Raw genomic sequence first — 18,974 nt, forward strand, 5'->3', positions numbered from 1 at the left:
TTTGCGGGGTTTTATGTAATTTATTCGTTTTCTAAATACTTTATCGTTATATGCATTTTTCCAGCCTTTAATGCCATATACCTTTTTGCCTGCATTTATAACGCATAAAGTTGGTGAGGTTTACTTTTAAGGCATAGCCTATGTTCAGTATGTAATGAATAAAGAAATTGTAATTAATGCCGCTCCTACCGGTGTGGAAATTGCTTTGTTAGAAGACAAAAAGCTGGTAGAGTTGCATAGCGAAAAAGCGATGGCCGCTTTGCTGTGGGTGATTTATACCTGGGTAAAGTAAAAAGGCTTATGCCTGGTTTGAATGCAGCTTTTATTGATGTAGGTTTTGAAAAAGATGCATTCCTGCATTATACCGATTTAAGCCCCTATGCTAAATCGTTATTGAAATTTACCAATTTAGCGATGTCAGCCACGGATGCGAATCCTGTTGATTTTTCCAAATTTGAAGTTGAACCTGAAATCGTCAAAACGGGAAAAATAAGTGAAGTTTTAAGCGGAAAGCCACATGTGTTGGTCCAGATTTTAAAGGAACCCATTGCTGCGAAAGGCCCACGTTTAAGTTGCGAGCTGTCTTTACCCGGCAGGTTTGTAGTAATAACCCCATTCAATAATATTGTAGCTGTTTCAAAAAAATCCATTCTTCTGAAGAAAGGAAGAGGCTACAGAAAATTATTGATGCGGTTAAACCCAAAAACTTCGGAGTAATTGTAAGAACGGCGGCTGAAGGAAAAAATACAGCCGAACTTTACGAAGACCTCGACAACCTGGTAAATATTTGGAAGACAGTACAACAAAATTTAAGAGGCGCTGTAGCTCCTTCAAAAATTTTCAGCGAGCAAAATAAAACCAACAGTATTTTGCGCGATTTGTTAAGTGCAGACTATAATCGTATTGTAACAAACGATAAGAATATTTTTACCGAAACCAAAAATTATATTCAACGAATTGCGCCCGAAAAAGCTGAAATTGTAAACCAGGCGCAAGGAAATGTATTTGACACTTTAGGCATCACTAAACAGGTTAAAGGCTCGTTTGGAAAAACCGTGACACTTAACAGTGGCGCTTATCTCATTATTGAGCATACAGAGGCTTTGCATGTTATTGATGTAAACAGCGGATATAAAAGCGTAGGTAATAATCAGGAGCAAAATGCACTGGAAACAAACCTTGAAGCCGCTGCGGAAATTGCGAGACAATTAAGGCTCAGAGATATTGGCGGAATCATTGTTGTTGACTTTATTGACATGAAGCTTGCTGACAACAAAAAGAAGCTTTTCGACAAAATGGAAGAGGTGATGACGGCTGACCGGGCAAAGCATTCTGTATTACCCATATCGAAATTTGGTTTAATGCAAATCACACGCCAACGCATGCGCCCTGAAGTAAACATTAATACCCAGGAAGTATGTCCGAGTTGTAATGGAAGCGGTAAAATATCTTCCACACTGGTGCTCGAAGATGAGATAGAAAAGAACTTGAGCTACCTGATTACACACAAACACAAAAACCTGAAGTTAGTTGTACATCCTATTATGCAAGCCTATCTTACGAAAGGATTATGGTTTAGCAGTAAGCTAGCTAAATGGAATAAGAAATTTGGCCAGAAAACAAGACTCGAAAAGGATACTTCCTACCAACTTACAGAGTATCATTTCTTTGATGCAAATGATGACGAGATAAAATTTTAAAATAAAAAAACCTTGTATTAGCAAGGTTTTTTTATTTAATTTTTATTGATCAAAAATCTGAATGGTTTGAGCTGCTCATAACGAACAGCATCCAATATTTTGTTTTTATTTGAAGTGATTCGATACCTGGTTACTAATTCATGAGCTTTACAGAAACCATCAATATTATCAACATAGGCAATTATATCATTGAGGCATTCAACCCGGATGTCTATAGCATCCGGATGAATAGCGTCATCTTTTATAACCAAAATGATATCTCTGCGATACTTACTCATTGTTTATGGGCTAATCGTAATTTGTGTAGTAGTAAATTTACTTTATTTTACAATTAATTGTTCTTAAAAGTTCATTTTTATATTAATTTTTTGATTAGCACTACATGTCGCCTACCAGGAAAATGAAGGTTTTGGTGGCTCCGCTAGACTGGGGCCTCGGTCACACCACCAGGTGCATCCCTATAATTACTGAATTATTAAAAAGGGGCGTTACTGTTATACTGGCAGGAAATGATACCCAAAAGAAAATTTTGTCTGAGTTTTTTCCGGAATGTCTCTTTTTGCCGCTCAAGGGTTATAATATAAAATATAGTAACAGAGGTAGAGGGTTTATCTCGAAAATGATGCGTCAATTTCCCAATATTCTTTCAGCCATCAGAGCGGAGCACAAATGGTTAAGGGAAATAATAGCTATTCATGGTATTAACGGCATCATTAGTGATAATCGGTTTGGATTGTATCAATCTGATCTTCCGTGTATTTTCATAACACATCAGTTACAAATAAAAACGGGCATGGGACGATTAGCCGACATCATTTTACGGAACCTGAACTATAAAAAATAAATCGATTTACGACATGTTGGGTTCCCGATTTTGAAGGAACACCTAACCTTGCTGGTACGTTATCTCATCCTTCCGTCAAACCTAAAATCAGTACCTATTATATTGGACCTTTGTCCAGGGTGAAGAGTTATCCAAGCGTGACAAAGGATGAATTCTTGCTTTTCGTACTTTCTGGCCCTGAGCCACAGCGGACCATTTTCGAACAAATGATTTTTGCCCAGGTTGAAAAAGAAGAATACTCAGCCGTGATAGTGCGTGGACTACCGCTAAATTCAGAAACACCTGTTATTAAAAACGCGATTATTAATAATCATTTGTCAAAAGAGAAATTAGAGAACCTGATGCAGCGCGCTAGATTTATTTTTTGCAGAAGCGGCTACAGCTCGGTTATGGATATTAATGCAATGATGCTAAAATCTATTTTGATACCAACACCGGGACAAACTGAACAGGAGTATCTCGGCAAATATCTTATGGAAAAAGGTTTTGCCGTTAGTGGCGAGCAAAAGGAATTTCGTGTACGCGATCTCTTGAGCAAGGCTTTACAATTTAACTACGATGGGTTTATAAAAACTGACGAACACTTATTATCAACTGCAATTGATGATTTTTTGCAAGTTTTGTGCAAACTGAATTAGCACCTGGCCTGACCGTCTCGGTCTGACCAATAAATTGCAGAAGAATATGTAGGCTGATATATATTTTGCTGTACAAGCGAGCGTGGCAATACCGATGCCATTTGTTCATTGCCGGTAAATAAATTCAATATTGTACTGTATTAAAATTTAACCAAAAAACCCAGTCCTAACATAGATTTAATTTGCGTAGCTGGTGAAGTATTGTTGGGACCAAATAATCGAGCATCATCATCGTATATCATATCCAGGCTGTAGGTAACAGTAAGGTATTTTGTGAGTTTCATATTAATAAGGTTCGTCCAATACAAGTCGATGTTCTTAGGGCGCTCCAAATAATTAGAATAAAGATCTAACTTGCTTTTATAAGAGAACATTTTATTGATCTCTTTTAAATAATTAAGCGAGGCAAAAGCGCCAAACTCTGTTTTTACATGTTTACCCATATCTACACCATAAGATCCTGCAGCCGATAAGGAATCATTAGTAACAATGGTCCACCGAATAGTAGCGGGTGACAGAAACGCTGAAAACTCTTTATTAGGTTTCCACTCAAAACCGGGACTTAATAAAACATAAGCGGGGAAAGAAAATTGGAGCTAAGTGTGCGGTTGCCATCGTCGTCGTAGGTATAACCTTTAAACATTTGAGAGCGGAAGTTAAACAACGCTCCAACATTCCATTTTTTACCGATTGCGTATCCGTATTTAGAAACCAGATCAATGCGGTCATCATTCTTTCTGCTTCCTAAGGATGTAGTATTTATATATCCGAGGTTTATATCAAGTGTATTATCCCAGCTATGTTTATTTTTTTGTAAAACGCATATACGCTAATGTTGCCATTAACCGCGAGCGAAAACTTATCGCCACCTGCAGCCCAGTTGCTTAAAGATCCTTGCGCAACATTTAATCCTACAAAGCCTCCTTTTTTCCAAACTTTGTCTGTGGTATCGTTAGGATCTTTTTTAATGGTTCTTTCAGCATCTTTTTTAAACTTTTTACGGTCTCATCTTGAGAAGTTGCATGTAGACTCACTAAAATGAGGAGTGCAGAGAATATTCTTTTCATCTGTTTTGTTTTTTATGATTTTAGGTCAGATGGAATTCGCCACATAATCATTGCTGCCAGATATGCAGAATGCTATGGCTCATTTCATAATGTTAGAGTTTTGCGCAAAAATAGGTATGTAAAGAAGAATATTTTATAAAATAAAAATTATATTTGGCTACATGTGGGTTTCATATTCAGTTCTATATCACAAATGAAATAGGCTGGGGTGACAGGGGATAATAACCAGAGGAAAAAGTAAAGTGGAAGGGTAACACAAGGGGAAAAGAGCATAATCAGGAACTTTCGGGCAACAAAAAAACCTTTCCGCGGAAACGAAAAGGTTTTAATAAATGCTGTAGGGGAGGGGTCGAATCCGCCGCGGCGGACGGTTATCCGCAACACAAAGCGTAGCGTACCATCTTACGGCAACAAAAAAACCTTTCCGCGGAAACGAAAAGGTTTTAGTAAATGCTGTAGGGGAGGGGTCGAACCTCCACGAGGCGGTTAGCCGCAACACAAAGTTAGTGGTCAATCCTGGTCGGCCTGACGGTCGGCTCTATGCTGTGTTTATTCCGTGATCCTCACCCCCGAGACAAGAGGGCATGTCTGCCAAAAATTTCATCACCCCACAATTTTTAAGAACTTTGATTCCGCAGTACGGAACTTTGTTAAGACAAAAATAAATATTCATGCCTATTCGTTCCAAATATTTTAATAAATTTTTTCAAAATATAGTATTTTTTCAATAAATTGCAATTATTGTTAGATTATATCAAATTTAAGCTGCTTATATATGAATTCTAAATTAAATCTTGACCGCTTAGACTTACAAATTATCGAGCATATGATGGATGATGCTGAGATATCATATGCTGACTTAGGCAAGAAGCTTTTTGTTTCTGGCGGTACTATTCATGTGCGCATCAAAAAGCTACAGAAAGATGGTGTGGTGAAGGGCACACGTCTCAACCCCGATCTCAAACTGCTGGGGTATGATGTGATTGCTTTTATTGGTATTTACTTAAAGGAAAGTTCTTTGTATGATTCTGTTGCAAAAGAATTGCATAAAATCAAAGAAATTGTACGATTAAATTATACTACAGGTAACTACAGCATGTTTGCTGAAATTGTTTGCAAGGACATTTCAGAGTTGAGAGTAGTGCTGCACGAAAAACTACAGAAAATAAAAGGTATTGAACGTACTGAAACTCTAATATCACTTGAAGAAAGTTTTTCCAGAAGTGTGAGAATTTTAGAGTGATACTTTAATTTTTCTTTCGCGTTTACGCATCCAGCATCTTCAGGAATTCAGCTTCAGTAATGATTTTTACTGTGTTGAGTTTTTTTGCTTTATCAAGTTTACTACCCGCATCTTCTCCTACTATCAGGTAATTTAATTTGGCGCTAACGCCACTTAATATCTTACCACCCTTCGCTTCTGCCATGGCTTCGGCATCACTTCTTTTTAAAGTGGGCAAACTGCCTGTAAATAAGAAAGTAACACCTGCAAGCTCGCCGCCACCATGCATTTGTTTCTTACTATTATTCATTTCAACACCCAAGCTTTCAAGTTCTTTCAGCATATTCATATTATCAGCATTGCTAAAAAATGAACAATGCTGCCAGCTACTTTGGGGCCGATGTCTTCAAGCGTTTGCAATTCTTCTTGTGTTAACTGTTTCAGATCGAGTAAATGATTCACTTTTTGTGCCAAAACCTTGGCGGTTGTTTCGCCTACAAAGCGTATTCCCAAAGCAAATATTAACCGATGCAAAGGCTGATTTTTACTTTGCTCAATAGCATCTTTAAGTTTTTCAATTGATTTTGCACCAAAACCTTCAAGCTTGCCAATAGCATCAAAGTCGAGTTTGTAAATTCCGGGAATGTCTTTTAAAAGCCCCAGTTCAAAAAACTTTTTAATATTGGCTTCTCCAAATCCCTTAATATCCAACGCATCTTTACTAACATAATGAATCATCCTTTCGGCAACTTGTGCGGGACATTCGATGTTTACACAACGCCAGGCCGCTTCACCTTCTTCTTTAAATAATTTGCTTTCGCAAACAGGGCAATGATGAGGAAATTTAATTTTCTTTTCATCACCTGAACGCAGTTCTGCTAAAGGTTTTACAATATATGGGATTACATCGCCCGCACGTTCCACCAATACTGTATCGCCAACCATTAAGTCTTTTTCCCGTATCACATCTTCGTTAAAAAGAGAGATGGAACTTACCGTAACGCCACCGATAAAAACCGGTTCAATTTTGGCAACAGGAGTGATAGATCCGGTTCGCCCTACCTGATACTCCACATTCAATAATTTGCTGGTTCCTTGTCTGGCTTTAAATTTAAACGCCATCGCCCATCGTGGATGATGAGATGTCATACCTAATTGATCCTGCAAATCGAAGTCATTAACTTTTACTACCATTCCGTCTATCTCGTAAGGTAAATTATCTCTTTCCTCTTCAAATTCCAGGCAGTATTTTATCACCAAGTCAATACCATCAAAAACCCGCATTTCATTTACCGGGCTTTTAAAACCCAGTTCCCATAATAGTTTTAGAGACCCGGCATGAGTTTTTAATGCTTCGGGAATTTCTTTACCCGGAAGCAACGTGTAATCGCTTATGTGATAAACAAAAGCTTCAAGATTTCTTCTTCTTACTTCCTGCGGATCTTTAATGCGAAGTGTGCCTGCGGCTGCATTGCGAGGGTTGGCCAAGGGCGCTAATCCTTTTTCAATTAAAGCATCGTTGTACTTTTTAAAACTGTTTTTGTTCATCAATACTTCACCCCTGATTTCCACCTGCTGTAGTCCGTAATCACTAAAGCGGGCAGAAAGTGGTAAAGAACGAATTTGCCTTACATTGGTTGTTACATCATCTCCTGCCACACCATTACCACGTGTTGCGCCACGTGTTAAAAAATCATTTTCATAAATTAGGGATATACTACCGCCGTCAAACTTAGGTTCAACACAGTAAGTGATGCTTTCGAGTTTGGAAAGTTGTCTTGCCTTCCTGTCAAAGTCTTTTAAATCAACTTCGTTATATGAATTATCAAGAGATAGCATGGGCACCAGATGCGAGACGGTAACGAAATTGCCGGTAAGCTTTAGCTACGCGCTGGGTGGGCGAATCTTTTGTAATCCAATCTGGGTGGGCTTTTTCGGTGCGCTCCAGAAGCTTGAATAACTGATCGTACTCCCCATCAGCTATAAATGGGTCGCTTAAAACATAATATCTGTATTCATGAAAGCGCAAAGCCTGCCCTAATGCGTCGGTGTCTTCCTTAGATGAAAGTGTGTCGGAGTTTTCCTTTAAAAAAGTCTGGGTATCATTCTGCAATGCTATTGTACTTTCTTTGCTATACATATTTTTAAACAGATAAAATTGCTATCAAAAATACACAAACGTCATCATAAAAATTTATTCATAAATGATAAAGTGCAAACATTAAAAAGTCGCTCCAGGCGGCCTTTTACAAATTATAACAATCGGCAAACTTTCCTTTATTTTACGATCATTATACCTCCCGAAGCTCCGCGGGACGGGCCATTATTACCTCCAAACTTCCTTGGATAATAGGAGAAAGTTATCATGAAATATTGTTGAAGGCCATTGCTAATGGTGGTAGTGGCCGAGTTTTCCCTAACAAAGTTTGTTATGTTTTTATTTTGACGCAAAAGGTCGAATGCTGATAGCTTCACTTCTGCTTTTTGCTGCATAAACCTGTAAACCGCATTGGCGTTCCAGATACTTGCTTTTACGGAATTGCCATTTGCTGCAATATTATCCTGGTAATTTAACGACGTGTTGAGTGTGAGGCTTTTTGTAAGAAAATAATTTGCATTGGCGTTTGTAGCATAATTGCGTATCAGAGAAGTAATAGTATTTCTGCTTTTTTGCTCGCTTCGGTTGTTGGCTATTGTTTCGCCAAGTGTAATATTGAATTTGTCTAAAAGATTATATGTTATGGATAGGTTATTGGAAACTGTATTGTTTTTTGAAGTTGAACTAATGTAGTTGATAAATCCTGGCCTTACATTAGACGATAAGGATAGCCGGTAAGAAAACGACAGTGTATTTTTTTATCCAGATTGGTAGAGAAGCGGGCATTTGCATTTCCGCTGAAGGTATTCTGGTTATCTACATTAACCAGGTAGCGAATACTGCGTCCAGAGCTGTCGTACACCGTATTATCGCTAACTGCGTTCGATGTATTGTTAACATTAATGCCTAAGCCTGCACTATAGTTACTTTTTGTATTCATTTTGGCCCGGCTAATTTCAAAGTTCCAGTTTCCATATTTTACAATACCTGCTTTTAAATTAGGATTACCGGCTATAATGTTATATCTGTTGGTACTATCTACCAATGGATAAAGCTCGTCGATAGAGGGAGCGCGTTGGTACACATTACTCCATAGGTAAGACTGTATTCTGTAAGCGTTGTTTTTATTATAGTTGAAATTCATATTGAGAGACGGAGTAAAGGCAGTGAAGTTTCTGTCCAGGTTTCTGAATAAAAAACTGGATTCGTTTTTCTGGTTTAAAAACTGGTATTTTATTTCTGCCCCAACATATAGCCAGTAATTATATTTTTCCCAAACCGACTTACTAATCGATTTTCCCAGTCTTAATCCTGGCCTGTATTGCAAATTAGTCACCATATTTTGGTTGGTGAGTAATTCGTTTTGCCGATATTGGCGAGTAACAGTATCAAAGTCGGTAACCATGGCATTTGTTTCACTTCTGTTGAGGCTGACCTCGTTAGTGAGAGATACATCAATATTGAAAAAATTGTAAATGCCAAACAAGAGAGGTTTGAATCCGTCATAATTCAGGTTGATGCTTGCATTATAATTCTTATTGGTTGTGTTATAGCGCCTGTCTATAAGATCGGATGGTATAGTGTCGATATAGGATTGAAAATCGCTAACCGTTTTACTTTTCGTATTGGAATTATTAATTCCACCGTTAAAAAATAACATATAATTTTTGCGTGGGTCCTTTAGCTGCCCGGCGTCATTGGAGCGGATAAAGCCGAATATATTAAGGTTGTCGCTGCTGGTTGTTGATTGACTGGTATTGGTTGATTTACTTATTGCGGTTGAGTCATTTTTAAAAACACTTGTTTCCGAAAAATTATTATTAGTGCTAAAGCGATTGCTATAATCTGCCGTCATATTGACGAAGTTGCCATACTGTTTTCGGTTCTCATACATAAACTTCAGGTTGTTAGAAGTATTATTATTTAAACTTCTGCTCTGACCCAGATTGGAAAGTTTGTAACCTTCTATATTTTGAATATTGGTTGTGGTTGATAAGAGGTTAGTAGCAGTATTAAGATAGCCAAAATCGCTGGACATGCGGTTATAAAACTGCGAGTTGTCAGACTCAGAAAAACTGTGCTGTATTTTTCCATTAACGTAAGTTCTTCTGGTAATGCCACCTTCCGGTCCGCCCCGTCCGCCATAAAATATTCTGAAATTGGATTTGAATGTATTTTCTAAAAATGCATTTTCGCCTGTGCCTTCCTCTTTATTGATATTATTTATGCCGGCAGCAATACCGGCTTGTGTTCTTTTATTGTACACTTGCAACACCCCATCACCTGTATAACGGTCTTCCGTGCCATAGCCTGCGCCTACTTTGCCAAACATTCCCTTCTTTTTATCTTCTTTAAGTTTAATGTTCATGGCATAAAGCGAATCCGTCTTTTCATCTGTTTGCTGCACTTTAGAATAATCCTTTTCCTGGTAAACCTGTATTTTTTCAATAGCATTCTTTGGCAAATTCTGTGTAGCTGTTTGAGCCGCTCCACCAAAAAAGGTTTTCCATCTACATAAACTTTTTCTAATTTTCTGCCATTCATTGTAATAGTACCATCACCCCACACTGTTAAACCCGGCACGCGAAGCAACATATCTTCGACAACTGCGTTGGAGTCCAGTTTAAATGCATCAGGATTTATTTCAAGTGTGTCTCCATTCATACGAATAGGTTGCACCGCTTTTACCACTACTTCATCCAGTTCATTTTCGGCTTTTTGAAAAAGCGATATTTTTTATAATCCTTCACCATTTGGGAGCTATCTAACATCAGGTTTTTCACAAGTGATCTGTATCCTGTATGTGTTATTATCATATAAAGAGGCACGCTGATCGGCAGGTTTTTGATATCGAATTCTCCGGATGTATTACTTAGCTGGAACTCCACAACACTTGAGTCTTTTTCCTTAAATACAGAAATAGAAGCCGACTGAAGTGCGTAGTCATTTATCGAGTCATAAATAACGCCTTTAACGTTGCCATTACTTTTTTGAGCGAATACGGCAATGGAAAGCGTCATAATAAGACTTAGCAAAAAAGTATTCTCATTGGTCGGCAGTTGAAGGTTGTAATTTTAGTTTGATGATGATAGCGTTGTCAAATTTGTCCAGCTTGCTTAACAGCTCTTTTATTTTTTCTGGAATCGATTCACTTTTGGAAAGCAATTTGTCTTTTTCTTTCAATAAATCTGCACTTGATATTCTTGTATAAACGTAATCTGCATCCTGTTCACTTACAGTCGTAAAAATCTTTGAAGGCAGAAAATGAATTGTACTGTCCGATGTTATCTTACCAAGATCATAAAGTTTTTTATTGATAGTGTTGAAAAGAAAATTTTTCCTTTCATAAGAAAGCGAATTGGTGGAGAAAAAAGTATATGTTGATGTTTAAGCACATTATAAAAGGAGGAAATGACTTTGTTGTTTTTATTTTTCGCAGTGTTAAAATCGATATTGTTTTTAAATAAAGTAGATTGAAAACTGGCAGGCATTGTTTTGTCGGCTGGAAATACAAATGGATAGCGGGTGTACAAAGAGTCGGGATTCAAAGCATAAACTGTATTGTCAAATTGCCTGGTGATATATAAAGTTGTGTCGCTTTGTGTATTGTCTATAGCAATATCAACTGATTCATAAAATGGCCAGAGTTTGGGAAGGTTTATAAAAGGAAAATAGGAACGGACGATCTTATCATCCTCAACTACGTTCAAATAGTAAGCGATTGTATCTGTTATGTATTTATTGTACCGGTTGTTAACTGTAATATATTTATCATTAAAATAATAAATTTCATTAAGAGCATAACGTGGCACGGGAAGTTGTTCAACCGAATAGTTCTTTTCTAAATGAATTAATTCGAGACTGACATATTTTGAAAAATCTTGCTTTGAAGATTGCTGAATTAATTGCTGCGCCTTAGCTGGCGGAATAGTGTAGTTTTTATTTCTACCTACTACAAATAGCGCATTTTTGGAAGACACATATTGTATACTATTAATCCGGTACTTTTTCTTTTTGTACTTGTGCAAAAAGTTGCCCTGCTTATCAAAAATGAATAATGCATTTGATGCATTGTCCAGAAAATAAAATGATAAGGTGTAACAACGAAATCCTGGATATTATTAAAATAACTGGCTTTTGTTGTTTCTAACGGTATAAGTTCTGCATCCGCAAAAAGAACGGATGCTTTAGCACCGGGGGCATTGTCTGGATTGAGATAGAGTGCATTATCCTGAGCCTTTATCAATAGAGGGGACAGTAGTAAAAGACAACTGAACCAGTTCAATAATCTCATAAGCTATTTTGGAAACAAAATAAACTATCTTTTTACTTCTACGAAAGTTTCGTATTTCTTTAACTTATATTTAGGAAATAAGAAAAACTGTTGTAAAATCACGACTGGGAATAAGGCTTAATTTAAAGCCCTTTTTGGAGTTGTAGCTTTAAAAAAATTACATTACGTTTGTGTATATCGAACACAGTGTAATGACTATGACGAATCATTTGAATTTAAAAAGTGCAGCAGCCGAAAAAAGCAGTCATCCGGAATATTTTAATATTGCGGTGTCGGTAGATTGCGTGATTTTTGGTTACGAAGGAAAAGAGTTAAAGGTGTTGCTAATCAAATCTGATTTTGAAGAATTTTCAGATTTATATTCTTTATTAGGAGATCTGGTTAAACCCGATGAAGATCTTGATGCAGCTTCTTATCGTGTATTGAGAGAGCGTACCGGCCTTGACGATGTTTTTTTGCAACAGGTCCATACATTTGGAGCTGTTGACCGGCACCCATCGGGACGGGTAGTAAGTACTGCATATTATTCGCTTGTAAATATTAACAGCCATAAATTAAATATCAATACCAACGATCTTCATTGGCATTCCATTAAAAGCATCAAGAAACTGGCTTTTGATCATAAAAAGATCCTTGATACTTGCGTACAAATGTTGCAGGAGCAAATTATGGATCATCCGGTTGTTCACAATCTTTTACCCGAAAAATTTTCCTTACGTGCTTTGCAGGAATTATACGAGGCTATTTTGGGGACCTCGTTAGACAGGAGAAATTTCAGAAAGAAAATTGCATTGAAAAACTGGCTATCAGAATTAGACGAATTAGAGGAAGGTGTTACGCATCGACCTGGGAAACTTCATAAGTTTAAAACAAAACCGCTCAATCTTCTAAAAGGAATTAGTAAATGAGCATTTAAATATTATCGAAAAATATTAGCTAATTGTACATTAATGCTGCAATCATCCGGTAATTCAAAAGTGAAGTTAGAATTGAAATTTAGTAAACCATATTTTTCATCTGTAAGCTGATAGATTTCTATGCTTTCTGTATCTATGTCAACAATGACATAATACTTTACTTTTTCCTGCTCATAAATTTGGTATTTTGTATTGCGATCTTTTAAGGCAGTAGATGGTGACAAAATTTCTACAACTATTGAGGGCGCAAAATCCAGAAACTTTTTTTGATCTCTCCACATACCACTAATATATCGGGTATCAAAATAGTGTCTTCGCTTGTTTTATAATCTATCGGATCATAAGCGATACATGTGGTGCATTTTTTTCCTTTAAAGCTGAAGTAAATTCATATCTCAACTCTGCCGCAATTCTTTGATGTCTGGGCATGGGTGAAGGGCTCATAGCATAAGGAATGCCATCAATCAGCTCCCATTTGCCTTCCCAAAGAACCCAGTCTTCGTAAGTGTAATGCGGTAATAGTTTATTAACGCTGCTCATAATTGTAGTTAAAGATACATTTTTATACTCCGCTTTCCTGAATTATCGACCAATACTTCAATTATTTATCAATCTAAAAAACAGTTTTGCTGCCTTTGTATTAATTTTCTGGTCAAAATTTTTACTGAAAATCAATTTATTACAAAGGTGTAGTAAAAAATATCCGCCATTTTTATACTTTTCTTGAAATTACCTGCTTACTTTTGCACCCCCTTCTGATACAGCATCAGAATTCGGGGCCGGGGGATAGCCCGGTTTTTTAATAATAAATTGAATTTATAAAAATGAGCAAACTACATTTCACCACGAAACATGCGAACGAGGCTACCGTGCAGCGTAACTGGTACGTTGTGGACGGTACTAATCAAACCGTTGGTCGTATGTGTTCCCGTATTGCCGCTATTTTACGCGGAAAAAACAAAGCGTATTATACGCCACACGTGGACACAGGAGATTACATCATCGTTATCAATTGCGAAAAAGTAAAATTGAGCGGTAACAAAATGGATCAGAAAGTTTACGACACATTTAGCGGATATCCCGGTGGACGTAAAGAAGAACTGGCAACCGATTTACAAAAGCGCCGCCCGGAAGTGATTATTGAAAGAGCGGTAAAAGGTATGTTACCTAAAAACCGTTTAGGCCGTAAAATGTACAAAAAACTTTTTGTATATGTAGGTAGTAATCACCCACACACTGCACAACAAGCAAAGGAATTAAAATTTTAAAATTTAGTATAAAGTATGCAGTATTAAGTATTCAGACATTTTTTTTCCTGTCTTCATACTAATTTCTAAGTACTAAAATCTTCAATAAATGGAAAAACAAACAAAAGCAGTTGGCCGCCGTAAAGAAGCAGTTACCCGAATTTTCATCACAAAGGGTACCGGTGCCATTACTGTAAACGATAAAGATTATAAAAACTACTTTTCATTGGTTTATCTTCAAAATCAGGTAGATCGGCCTTTAAAAACTGTAGAAGTTGCAGACAAATATGATGTAAAGATCAACGCTGTTGGCGGCGGTGTTAAAGGCCAGGCAGAAGCTGCCATGCTGGGTATTGCCCGTGCTTTGATAGATATTAATCCTGAATTTCGCCCAGCTTTAAAAGCTGCTGGTTTATTGAAGCGTGATCCACGTTCGGTAGAGCGTAAGAAATTTGGTCACAAAAAAGCTAGAAAAAGCTACCAGTTCTCTAAACGTTAAAAAGAAATTTGGGATTTGGCATTTGATATTTGAAATTATCTTTTGCCAGATCTTAATATCAAATTATAAATATCAAATTTCAAATCCTCATAATGGAAAATAACAATACATCATTACAACAGCAGCTTCTGGAAGCAGGCGTACATTTCGGTCACCTGAAGAAGAAATGGAACCCTAAAATGTTGCCTTACATTTTTGCTGAAAAAAAGGTATCCACATTATTGATCTTAACAAAACTGTTGAATGCCTGCAGGAAACTGCAGCAGCTATGAAACAAATAGCGCGCAGCGGTAAAAAAATATTGTTTGTTGGTACTAAAAAACAAGCAAAAGATATCGTAACCGAAAGTGCTCAAAAAGTAGGTATGCCTTACGTTACCGAGCGTTGGTTAGGTGGTATGCTTACCAACTTCAATACCGTTCGTAAAAGCGTAAAGAAAATGCAGAGCATTGAAAAAATGCTGACTGACGGTTCTTTCGACAGCATCACTAAAAAAGAGCGTCTTACTTTAACTCGCGATAAAGACAAAATGGAAAAAGTATTAGGTGGTATCGCTCAACTGGGCCGCGTACCTGCTGCTTTATTCATTGTTGATATTGGACACGAGCATATTGCATTAGCAGAATCAAAACGCCTTGGCATCAGCACCTTTGGTGTTGTAGATACAAATGGCGATCCTAACAAAGTTGACTTTGCAATTCCTGCAAACGACGATGCAACAAAGTCTATCGCTATTATTGTAAACTACATTACCGCTGCAATTGAAGAAGGCCTTGCTGAAAGACAAGCGGCTAAAGACGAAGATGTAGAGGATAACTTTGCTGACGAAAACGAAAAGCAGGCTGCCAAAATTCAGGCTGAAGCTGAAGCTGAAGCAGGACGTGGCGGACGCGGACGTGGCGCAGGTCAAGGACAGGGCCAAGGCCAAGGTGGTCAGCGTAGAAGAAGCACTGGCGGTGGTGGCGGAGCAAGAAGCGGAGCACCAAGAAGATAATTAATATAGTTGATAGTTCATGGTTGATCGTTCATTACTATGAACCATGAACTGTGAACTTTTTTTATTGTCCCGGCTGATGAACATATAGCATCTTCCTTGCGTCGCACACTTGTACTGCACAATATAACTGAACCTATATAAACGGAAACGGTGAAGACCTCCGAGGTTTTAAAAACCTCGGAGGTCTGATAAAAACAATCGAATATGTAGGATGGTCAATAATCGGGACGATGAAGTGAGTGACACAACGAAGCTGATTTATATTCTCAGATCACTTCAAAATAATATTTAGCATAAAACATTATGATATATGTATTGAGACGAATCTCAAACCATAAATCATAAATCATAAATTTTTAATTATGTCTACAGTAACAATTACAGCACAGGATATTAATAAGCTGCGCCAGGCTACTGGTGCAGGTATGTTAGATTGCCGCAAAGCACTTACGGAAACGAATGGTGACTTTGAAGCGGCCATCGATTGGTTACGCAAACAAGGCCAGAAAGTAGCTGCTAAACGTAGCGACCGTGAAGCAAAAGAAGGCGTTGTAATAGCGCAAACAACAGCTGATAACAAAACAGGTATTGTGGTATGTGTTAGTTGCGAAACTGATTTCGTATCTAAAAACGAAGACTTTGTTGCATTTAAAAAGCATTGCTGATGCAGCAATCGAAAATAACGTAAACTCTGCTGAAGAATTGAATGAGGCTTCGGTTAATGGTGTTAAGATCTCTGAATTGATCAATGATAAGTTGGCTGCTATCGGTGAAAAAATCGGTATCACCAAGTTTGAAAAAATCAGCGCTCCTTATGTTGCGTCTTATATTCACGGTGCTTATCGCATCGGTGTTTTGGTTGGTTTAGACAAAGAAGCTGCCGAAGCTGGTAAAGACGTAGCGATGCAAATTGCAGCATTAAGCCCTGTAGCGGTAGATGCGGACAGCGTTCCTGCTGATGTAGTAGCTCGCGAAAAAGGGGTGATTATGGACATCATGAAAGAAGATCCTAAAATGGCTGGCAAACCTGAAGAAATGTTATCTAAAATTGCTGAAGGTAAGTTAGGTGCATTCTTTAAAGAGCAAACTTTAACAGCACAGGCTTTTGTAAAAGATGGTGCTAAATCAGTTGGAGATTTCTTAAAAGAAAATGGCGTGAAGGTTACTGAGTTTAAAAGAGTAGCGTTAGGTTAATTAAACCTTTCGATGATAAGTTTAAAAAAGCGCTTCAGTAATGGAGCGCTTTTTATTTTAGTCTTATTTTGTAATTAGTATTTGTTTTGCATAAGCAACACATTTGCTTACTTCTTTTACTGCGTCCGATCCTTCCGGGATCTTATATTCCAATTCGACAGATACAGGGATATCATATTTCTTTTTCTTTAAAAGAAGCAGGATTTCTTTAATAGGCGTATCACCTTCTCCCCAAGGTATATTATCGCCGCCATTTTCTTTTGTTTTGCGGTCTTTCATATGAAAAGAAGTGATCCTGTTGTGTTTTGCTTCGATCAACGCAAGTAGAGATTCTTTTGTATTAGCACCGCCTGCAGCAATATAATGTCCGCAATCAAGGTTGATAGAGTTGTATGGAGATTGCCTCAAAGCCACATCCCAACTGGTATCTGTAGCTTGCGTGTGCGTGTGGTAGCCTACGTATATTTTATGTTTGGAAGCGAATTGGCCCAGGCGTTTAGTGTGTTCAGCGTCTTTTGGTAACTCTAATGTAACAGATTTTGCGCCGAGTGTTTTTGCTGCTTTCATTACATAATCGATTTCAGCATCCGTGCTTTTCATGGTAAGCGCATCCGGTTGTTTAAATGCATAAATACTTACTCCGGCTTTATCGAACATTTTTTTACTTCGCGGAATTTATCCATACCAACTGATGCGCGCCATTCAGCCAATTGATTTTTGTCGGCTTTAGCAGGTTTCCCTGCGTATGTTTCTACCGCATCTCCCATCAGCTCAACTGCACTCACACCGCTGTTTACAATATATTTTAAGATTTGCTCAATGCCTCCAGGCATACTACGAAATGAATAAGTGATCGCGCCGATCTGCACGCCGGCAAATTTTGAATTTGGCTTTTTTGAATAAAGTTTTTTGTCCAGCCATTTGGATTTGCAAGAATGAAACCTGCAGATGCGAAAGACATTTTTGCTAAAAAAGAGCGGCGGGAACAATCGTTACTATTTTTTGACATTTTGAGTTTTATTTTTAGAGGTATGAAGTTAGGAGGGATTCTATCTCTTCATCATAAGAATGATTGGGCATTGCCACTCCGGCTCGCCGATACCAATAATTGGCATTCCATTCGTCGCCTTCCACGCGATGAAGATACGCATGCAAATGATCAAATTCTTTTTCGCCTTCATGCGCCTGTGCTATGTTGTGAGCCGCGACCCAATTGCCTTTTGCGGCATGCCACAAGCCTGTTTGTAATTCTGATAATGTTTCGGGCGGTTTGTTTTCTTGTAAAGATTGTTTAAAAGCCTGAACCATGATTTGTAGGATTTTTTGGATTATCAGGAAAATGATCAATTTTCAAGAGCTTGCCAATTCCCCCTGCGGGGGTTAGGGGGCTTTTTCAACCTGCTCTATCTCATATTTGGGGCATGCCCCTTTTTGCGAAGCAACAAATGCACCTATTTTGCAGGCAAACTCCAAAGCGGTTTCCGGACTTTCATTATGAATATGTTTTGATAAAAAGCCAGCCAGGAAAGCATCTCCGCTGCCAATGGTATCTGCAACCTTTACCTTAAATCCATCGTGATAATAAAATTTATTTTGGAATAATAATGCTGCACCTGCTTCTCCTTTCGTAACGATGATAGTTGAAATGGCAAACTTCTCACTTAGTAACTGCACCTGTTTTGCAAAATCATTTTCTGTGCTGTACGATGCCGATATCATCGCCAACTCATGATTGTTCAACTTTAAAATATCGGCTTGTTGTAATAAATATTCTAGGGTGGAGCGTTCATAATGCGGTGGGCGTAAATTAATATCCACCACTTTTGTTTTAGCAGCTTCAAGCAGGGCATACAGACTTTTTCTGGAATGCCCATGGCGCGCTGCAAGACTGCCGCAAACAAAATAGTCTGCTCGCGAAACCTCGTCCAGTAAGGCTTTCGGGCTGTCAATAAAGTCCCAGGCAACCGGCTGAACAATATCATATTCCATTTCGTTGCCTTTTTGCGTGGCTATAACAATGCCCGTCTGATGTTCTTCATCAACCTGAACAAGCTTTGTGTTTACTTGGCTGCTGTCTAAAAATTTCATCAGGTCGCTTCCATTTTCATCATTCCCTATCTTAGAAATAATAGCTGCGCTTTGTCCTAATCGGTTTAAATGATAACAGACATTCATGGGCGCACCACCCGGAACTTTTTCATTCGGCAACACATCCCAAAGTATTTCACCAAAGCAAATCGTATTCATAGTTTTTGTT

26 protein-coding genes and 2 pseudogenes are annotated in these 18,974 nt (G+C 38.0%); 11 read left to right on the top strand and 17 right to left on the bottom strand.

The features are described 5' to 3' along the window. Positions 1 to 154: 154 nt before the first annotated feature. Genes MKP09_RS22560 through MKP09_RS22570 form a run of 3 tightly spaced genes read left to right on the top strand, consistent with a single transcriptional unit; the run spans position 155 to position 1,700 of the window. Positions 155 to 292: a hypothetical protein gene (locus MKP09_RS22560; RefSeq protein ID WP_240832716.1), complete on the top strand. Its 138-nt coding sequence runs from the start codon at positions 155 to 157 to the stop codon at positions 290 to 292. Between the two features lie 8 nt (positions 293 to 300). After that, positions 301 to 717: a hypothetical protein gene (locus MKP09_RS22565; protein ID WP_240832718.1), complete on the top strand. Its 417-nt coding sequence runs from the start codon at positions 301 to 303 to the stop codon at positions 715 to 717. Beyond that, positions 684 to 1,700 (top strand): ribonuclease E/G, encoded by a 1,017-nt coding sequence (locus MKP09_RS22570; protein ID WP_240833362.1) that lies wholly within the window; start codon positions 684 to 686, stop codon positions 1,698 to 1,700. Before MKP09_RS22565 ends, MKP09_RS22570 begins: the two co-directional genes overlap by 34 nt. A 35-nt stretch (positions 1,701 to 1,735) precedes the next feature. Here the strand turns inward: MKP09_RS22570 and MKP09_RS22575 are convergent, their stop codons facing one another. Beyond that, positions 1,736 to 1,978, bottom strand: coding sequence for a hypothetical protein (locus MKP09_RS22575; RefSeq protein WP_240832720.1), 243 nt, complete (start codon positions 1,976 to 1,978; stop codon positions 1,736 to 1,738). Positions 1,979 to 2,082: 104 nt separating this feature from the next. On the opposite strand from MKP09_RS22575, the gene MKP09_RS22580 reads away from it, so the two are divergent. Together MKP09_RS22580 and MKP09_RS22585 are read left to right on the top strand one after the other, a co-directional pair. After that, positions 2,083 to 2,544: a hypothetical protein gene (locus MKP09_RS22580; protein ID WP_240832722.1), complete on the top strand. Its 462-nt coding sequence runs from the start codon at positions 2,083 to 2,085 to the stop codon at positions 2,542 to 2,544. A 137-nt stretch (positions 2,545 to 2,681) separates the two neighbouring features. Next, positions 2,682 to 3,182 carry a glycosyltransferase gene (locus MKP09_RS22585; protein ID WP_240832723.1) on the top strand — a complete coding sequence of 167 codons (501 nt, stop codon included), beginning with the start codon at positions 2,682 to 2,684 and terminating at the stop codon, positions 3,180 to 3,182. Positions 3,183 to 3,322: 140 nt separating this feature from the next. On the opposite strand, the gene MKP09_RS22590 is transcribed toward MKP09_RS22585, so the two are convergent. After that, entirely contained in the window at positions 3,323 to 3,625 is a 303-nt protein-coding gene (locus MKP09_RS22590; protein WP_240832725.1) for a hypothetical protein, read from the bottom strand. A 119-nt stretch (positions 3,626 to 3,744) separates the two neighbouring features. After that, entirely contained in the window at positions 3,745 to 4,008 is a 264-nt protein-coding gene (locus tag MKP09_RS22595; protein ID WP_317235476.1) for a DUF3078 domain-containing protein, read from the bottom strand. Positions 4,009 to 5,024: 1,016 nt separating this feature from the next. Here MKP09_RS22595 and MKP09_RS22600 point away from each other — a divergent pair. Continuing rightward, the gene (locus MKP09_RS22600; RefSeq protein ID WP_240832727.1) at positions 5,025 to 5,492 is read left to right on the top strand and encodes an Lrp/AsnC ligand binding domain-containing protein; all 468 of its coding nucleotides are present in this window, start codon (positions 5,025 to 5,027) and stop codon (positions 5,490 to 5,492) included. Between the two features lie 22 nt (positions 5,493 to 5,514). Here MKP09_RS22600 and MKP09_RS22605 read toward each other — a convergent pair whose 3' ends face one another. From MKP09_RS22605 to MKP09_RS22640, 8 genes are all read right to left on the bottom strand, one after another. Beyond that, complete coding sequence (locus MKP09_RS22605; RefSeq protein WP_240832729.1) at positions 5,515 to 5,814, bottom strand: BRCT domain-containing protein; 300 nt, start codon at positions 5,812 to 5,814, stop codon at positions 5,515 to 5,517. A 2-nt stretch (positions 5,815 to 5,816) separates the two neighbouring features. Beyond that, positions 5,817 to 7,310: an NAD-dependent DNA ligase LigA gene (ligA, locus tag MKP09_RS22610; RefSeq protein WP_240832731.1), complete on the bottom strand. Its 1,494-nt coding sequence runs from the start codon at positions 7,308 to 7,310 to the stop codon at positions 5,817 to 5,819. Further along, positions 7,297 to 7,611: a DNA ligase LigA-related protein gene (locus MKP09_RS22615; protein ID WP_240832733.1), complete on the bottom strand. Its 315-nt coding sequence runs from the start codon at positions 7,609 to 7,611 to the stop codon at positions 7,297 to 7,299. Before MKP09_RS22615 ends, ligA begins: the two co-directional genes overlap by 14 nt. Before the next feature lie 137 nt (positions 7,612 to 7,748). Continuing rightward, positions 7,749 to 8,318 (bottom strand): outer membrane beta-barrel family protein, encoded by a 570-nt coding sequence (locus MKP09_RS22620; RefSeq protein WP_262915679.1) that lies wholly within the window; start codon positions 8,316 to 8,318, stop codon positions 7,749 to 7,751. Further along, positions 8,279 to 10,033, bottom strand: coding sequence for a hypothetical protein (locus tag MKP09_RS22625; RefSeq protein WP_240832735.1), 1,755 nt, complete (start codon positions 10,031 to 10,033; stop codon positions 8,279 to 8,281). The genes MKP09_RS22620 and MKP09_RS22625 overlap by 40 nt, the downstream gene beginning before the upstream one ends. Beyond that, the gene (locus MKP09_RS22630) at positions 9,934 to 10,260 is read right to left on the bottom strand and encodes a hypothetical protein (protein WP_240832737.1); all 327 of its coding nucleotides are present in this window, start codon (positions 10,258 to 10,260) and stop codon (positions 9,934 to 9,936) included. The genes MKP09_RS22625 and MKP09_RS22630 overlap by 100 nt, the downstream gene beginning before the upstream one ends. Next, on the bottom strand, positions 10,260 to 10,604 hold the full coding sequence (locus MKP09_RS22635) for a hypothetical protein (RefSeq protein ID WP_240832739.1): 345 nt from the start codon (positions 10,602 to 10,604) through the stop codon (positions 10,260 to 10,262). The genes MKP09_RS22630 and MKP09_RS22635 overlap by 1 nt, the downstream gene beginning before the upstream one ends. A gap of 249 nt (positions 10,605 to 10,853) precedes the next feature. Continuing rightward, on the bottom strand, positions 10,854 to 11,549 hold the full coding sequence (locus MKP09_RS22640; protein WP_240832741.1) for a hypothetical protein: 696 nt from the start codon (positions 11,547 to 11,549) through the stop codon (positions 10,854 to 10,856). Positions 11,550 to 12,033: 484 nt separating this feature from the next. Here MKP09_RS22640 and MKP09_RS22645 point away from each other — a divergent pair, with 484 nt between their 5' ends. After that, on the top strand, positions 12,034 to 12,771 hold the full coding sequence (locus tag MKP09_RS22645; RefSeq protein ID WP_240832743.1) for an NUDIX hydrolase: 738 nt from the start codon (positions 12,034 to 12,036) through the stop codon (positions 12,769 to 12,771). Positions 12,772 to 12,782: 11 nt separating this feature from the next. Here MKP09_RS22645 and MKP09_RS22650 read toward each other — a convergent pair whose 3' ends face one another. Further along, entirely contained in the window at positions 12,783 to 13,061 is a 279-nt protein-coding gene (locus MKP09_RS22650; protein WP_262915580.1) for a Uma2 family endonuclease, read from the bottom strand. Positions 13,062 to 13,110: 49 nt separating this feature from the next. Next, positions 13,111 to 13,320 carry a Uma2 family endonuclease gene (locus MKP09_RS26935; RefSeq protein ID WP_262915581.1) on the bottom strand — a complete coding sequence of 70 codons (210 nt, stop codon included), beginning with the start codon at positions 13,318 to 13,320 and terminating at the stop codon, positions 13,111 to 13,113. Positions 13,321 to 13,604: 284 nt separating this feature from the next. On the opposite strand from MKP09_RS26935, the gene rplM reads away from it, so the two are divergent. From rplM to tsf, 4 genes and pseudogenes are all read left to right on the top strand, one after another. Next, on the top strand, positions 13,605 to 14,048 hold the full coding sequence (gene rplM, locus MKP09_RS22655; protein ID WP_240832745.1) for a 50S ribosomal protein L13: 444 nt from the start codon (positions 13,605 to 13,607) through the stop codon (positions 14,046 to 14,048). Between the two features lie 88 nt (positions 14,049 to 14,136). Continuing rightward, positions 14,137 to 14,526 carry a 30S ribosomal protein S9 gene (gene rpsI / locus MKP09_RS22660; protein ID WP_240832747.1) on the top strand — a complete coding sequence of 130 codons (390 nt, stop codon included), beginning with the start codon at positions 14,137 to 14,139 and terminating at the stop codon, positions 14,524 to 14,526. Between the two features lie 179 nt (positions 14,527 to 14,705). Beyond that, a pseudogene (gene rpsB / locus MKP09_RS22665) lies at positions 14,706 to 15,520 on the top strand (30S ribosomal protein S2). A 428-nt stretch (positions 15,521 to 15,948) separates the two neighbouring features. Then, a pseudogene (gene tsf, locus MKP09_RS22670) lies at positions 15,949 to 16,717 on the top strand (translation elongation factor Ts). Positions 16,718 to 16,780: 63 nt separating this feature from the next. On the opposite strand, the gene MKP09_RS22675 reads toward tsf, so the two are convergent. The 4 genes from MKP09_RS22675 to MKP09_RS22690 all read right to left on the bottom strand — a co-directional run bounded on the left by MKP09_RS22675 (position 16,781) and on the right by MKP09_RS22690 (position 18,964). After that, positions 16,781 to 17,374: a sugar phosphate isomerase/epimerase family protein gene (locus MKP09_RS22675; RefSeq protein WP_240832749.1), complete on the bottom strand. Its 594-nt coding sequence runs from the start codon at positions 17,372 to 17,374 to the stop codon at positions 16,781 to 16,783. Then, positions 17,353 to 17,586: a hypothetical protein gene (locus tag MKP09_RS22680; protein WP_240832751.1), complete on the bottom strand. Its 234-nt coding sequence runs from the start codon at positions 17,584 to 17,586 to the stop codon at positions 17,353 to 17,355. The genes MKP09_RS22675 and MKP09_RS22680 overlap by 22 nt, the downstream gene beginning before the upstream one ends. 154 nt (positions 17,587 to 17,740) lie before the next feature. Beyond that, positions 17,741 to 18,025: a hypothetical protein gene (locus MKP09_RS22685; RefSeq protein WP_240832753.1), complete on the bottom strand. Its 285-nt coding sequence runs from the start codon at positions 18,023 to 18,025 to the stop codon at positions 17,741 to 17,743. Positions 18,026 to 18,097: 72 nt separating this feature from the next. Next, positions 18,098 to 18,964 carry a carbohydrate kinase family protein gene (locus tag MKP09_RS22690; RefSeq protein WP_240832755.1) on the bottom strand — a complete coding sequence of 289 codons (867 nt, stop codon included), beginning with the start codon at positions 18,962 to 18,964 and terminating at the stop codon, positions 18,098 to 18,100. Between the last annotated feature and the right edge of the window lie 10 nt (positions 18,965 to 18,974).

Source organism: Paraniabella ginsengisoli, from assembly GCF_022513635.1.
GTDB lineage: Bacteria > Bacteroidota > Bacteroidia > Chitinophagales > Chitinophagaceae > Niabella > Niabella ginsengisoli.